Annotated in this window: 2 protein-coding genes; one reads left to right on the top strand and one right to left on the bottom strand. The window is 37.4% G+C overall.

Going from position 1 to position 1,278, the window contains the following annotated elements:
- The coding region (locus tag V7137_RS24520) for an excalibur calcium-binding domain-containing protein (RefSeq protein WP_335700494.1) at nt 1–197 on the top strand (197 nt) is incomplete at its 5' end.
- A gap of 574 nt (nt 198–771) precedes the next feature.
- Here V7137_RS24520 and V7137_RS24515 read toward each other — a convergent pair.
- Nucleotides 772–1,278 (bottom strand): DUF3231 family protein (locus tag V7137_RS24515; RefSeq protein ID WP_335700493.1); only part of this gene is annotated, 507 nt, incomplete at its 5' end.

The raw sequence follows: 1,278 nt of genomic DNA, 5'->3' as shown, positions 1-1,278 counted from the left end.
TAAAAGCCAAGCAAGAGGCTAAGGCGAAAGCAGAGGCAGAAGAAGCTGCAGCAAATCCTGTTCAAACAACGGAAACTTCATTTGCAAATTGTACGGAATTAAGAAAAGTCTATCCTAAAGGAGTTCCGTCCACCCACGCTGCGTACCAGACAAAAATGGACCGCGACCATGACGATTATGCATGCGAGCAAAACTAACTAAAGAAGGCGCAATTCTGCCTTCTTTTTTGCTGGAGAAAAAGTGGTCGGTGTGTAAGTTACGGAAGTACCCATTTTAAAACAATCATTGTCAAATAGCTAAACCTTCTTCCACTAACGAAGCAGTTTAGTGGAAGAGGTCAGATTGATCTTTGTTCAATAATTGGGCCAGATTGTTGAATAACACCATTAACTTACCGGAAAAAAGAAGAGTATGTTGAAGCTTTCTGTTTCTAAAGATTTCGGAACTGGTAAGTTATCTGTTTACATTATTTTTGAAAATATTTTTATTCGACCATCAGCCGTATTCTGGGAACTTTTTTAATTCTTTTATTAGAGCGACTTTACTGAATGCGATAGAAAGGGTTTTAGCCATAATGCTTTTTTAGCTTGAAATAATACAAATGATTTCTTACGCTGCTAATTTTTAACCTTTTCCAAATATCCATCTTTGATCTTGGCTGGACGTCTGCTCACTTGGGGGGCATGACGCGGTGGGTGTCGCTTATGGAATTCGTGTATCTGGCCTATGTGCCGAGAAGTTTCCATTTCTTGAATAGTACCTGCCACGTTTCTATTTATGTGACCAATTAGATACAGGTGGTTCATTAAACCAATTTTTCCTTATTAATAACTTCAGCCCTTTCTCTGAGTAGTTTTCAATCATCTTGATTAGTTCCTTTAAAGAATCTATATGATCCTTTTTATAACTGGATACCACTGCATTTTGTAGATTGGTTATACTTACTGGATTAAGGAACATTATTAAGTTTGCCATTAATTTATCTGAAAAAGGTGATTCCTTTACTTTATTAACGTGAGCCTCTAGTCCAGTTGTAGTTGGAATTCCATTTTCTCTATAGATATCGGATAAAGAGGCTGATTGATAAAATGCTAACTTTTTCCCTTCTAGTATAAATTTCTTTGTGTCCATATCCTCTACGACTTCAGAAAAACCGGTACAAAGAGCAACTCCAACATTGTTACATTGAAGGGCACTGAACATATTTGCCAATTCTACCGCATTAAGTGGCCGTTGCTGAGTTGATGCAACTTTGAATAGTTTCCCATCCCTTTCATC

It is taken from the genome of Neobacillus drentensis (genome assembly GCF_036962765.1).
In the GTDB taxonomy this organism is placed as follows: Bacteria; Bacillota; Bacilli; order Bacillales; family Cytobacillaceae; genus Neobacillus; species Neobacillus drentensis_C.
Note: the sequence above shows the minus strand (reverse complement) of the source record. Positions and strands in the feature narration are given on the sequence as shown.